1 rRNA gene (cut by a window edge) is annotated in these 1,527 nt (G+C 56.8%); it reads right to left on the bottom strand.

The window, feature by feature from the left end:
• Positions 1 to 22: 22 nt before the first annotated feature.
• Positions 23 to 1,527 (bottom strand): 23S ribosomal RNA (locus ACFWDI_RS40845) (it continues 1,719 nt past the right edge of the window).

Genomic DNA, 1,527 nt, shown 5'->3' with positions numbered 1-1,527 from the left:
AACACAGTGGACGCGAGCAACTGAGGACAAGCCCTCGGCCTATTAGTACCAGTCAGCTTCACCGGTTGCCCGGCTTCCACATCTGGCCTATCAACCCAGTCGTCTACTGGGAGCCTTAACCCCTCAAGGGGGTGGGAGTCCTCATCTCGAAGCAGGCTTCCCGCTTAGATGCTTTCAGCGGTTATCCTTTCCGAACGTAGCCAACCAGCCATGCCCTTGGCAGGACAACTGGCACACCAGAGGTTCGTCCGTCCCGGTCCTCTCGTACTAGGGACAGCCCTTCTCAAGACTCCTGCGCGCGCAGCGGATAGGGACCGAACTGTCTCACGACGTTCTAAACCCAGCTCGCGTACCGCTTTAATGGGCGAACAGCCCAACCCTTGGGACCGACTCCAGCCCCAGGATGCGACGAGCCGACATCGAGGTGCCAAACCATCCCGTCGATATGGACTCTTGGGGAAGATCAGCCTGTTATCCCCGGGGTACCTTTTATCCGTTGAGCGACGGCGCTTCCACAAGCCACCGCCGGATCACTAGTCCCGACTTTCGTCCCTGCTCGACCCGTCGGTCTCACAGTCAAGCTCCCTTGTGCACTTACACTCAACACCTGATTGCCAACCAGGCTGAGGGAACCTTTGGGCGCCTCCGTTACTCTTTGGGAGGCAACCGCCCCAGTTAAACTACCCATCAGACACTGTCCCTGATCCGGATCACGGACCCAGGTTAGACATCCAGCACGACCAGAGTGGTATTTCAACGACGACTCCCCCTGAACTGGCGTCCAGAGTTCACAGTCTCCCACCTATCCTACACAAGCCGAACCGAACACCAATATCAAACTGTAGTAAAGGTCCCGGGGTCTTTCCGTCCTGCTGCGCGAAACGAGCATCTTTACTCGTAGTGCAATTTCACCGGGCCTATGGTTGAGACAGTCGAGAAGTCGTTACGCCATTCGTGCAGGTCGGAACTTACCCGACAAGGAATTTCGCTACCTTAGGATGGTTATAGTTACCACCGCCGTTTACTGGCGCTTAAGTTCTCAGCTTCGCCACACCGAAATGTGACTAACCGGTCCCCTTAACGTTCCAGCACCGGGCAGGCGTCAGTCCGTATACATCGCCTTACGGCTTCGCACGGACCTGTGTTTTTAGTAAACAGTCGCTTCTCGCTGGTCTCTGCGGCCACCCCCAGCTCTGGCAGTAAATGCCGTCACCGGTGATGGCCCCCCTTCTCCCGAAGTTACGGGGGCATTTTGCCGAGTTCCTTAACCATAGTTCACCCGAACGCCTCGGTATTCTCTACCTGACCACCTGAGTCGGTTTAGGGTACGGGCCGCCATGAAACTCGCTAGAGGCTTTTCTCGACAGCATAGGATCATCCACTTCACCACAATCGGCTCGGCATCAGGTCTCAGCCTCAATGTGTGACGGATTTGCCTATCACACGGCCTACACCCTTACCCCGGGACTACCACCGCCCGGGCTGGACTACCTTCCTGCGTCACCCCATCGCTTACCTACTACCACC

This window comes from Streptomyces sp. NPDC060064 (assembly GCF_042736455.1).
Lineage (GTDB): Bacteria > Actinomycetota > Actinomycetes > Streptomycetales > Streptomycetaceae > Streptomyces.
Note: the sequence above shows the minus strand (reverse complement) of the source record. Positions and strands in the feature narration are given on the sequence as shown.